At 38.4% G+C, this 255-nt stretch carries 1 pseudogene; it reads right to left on the bottom strand.

The window, feature by feature from the left end:
- A pseudogene (locus KH893_RS12915) lies at nt 1-255 on the bottom strand (ISL3 family transposase); the annotation flags it as partial.

Here is a 255-nt window from a genome sequence, read left to right on the forward strand (position 1 = left end):
TTAGGCTGAATGCCAGCAACTTTAGCAATTTGGGTGATGACTTGGGGACACATTTTGGATTTAGGGCAAATAAACTTTTGTTTGCGAATACAAAGAATATTAGTAACTCCAGCCGAAGGCAAACCGAAAGCTTTAGTCAGTTTAAAACCATTTCGCAGCATTCTTCGATGACAAGCAGGGCAAAAGCAAGGATAAGTTTGTAGCAAATGGACAAAGTGAACATTTTGATGATGATAAGATCCTTCAGTGATGTAA

It is taken from the genome of Liquorilactobacillus sicerae (assembly GCF_029916425.1).
Lineage (GTDB): Bacteria > Bacillota > Bacilli > Lactobacillales > Lactobacillaceae > Liquorilactobacillus > Liquorilactobacillus sicerae.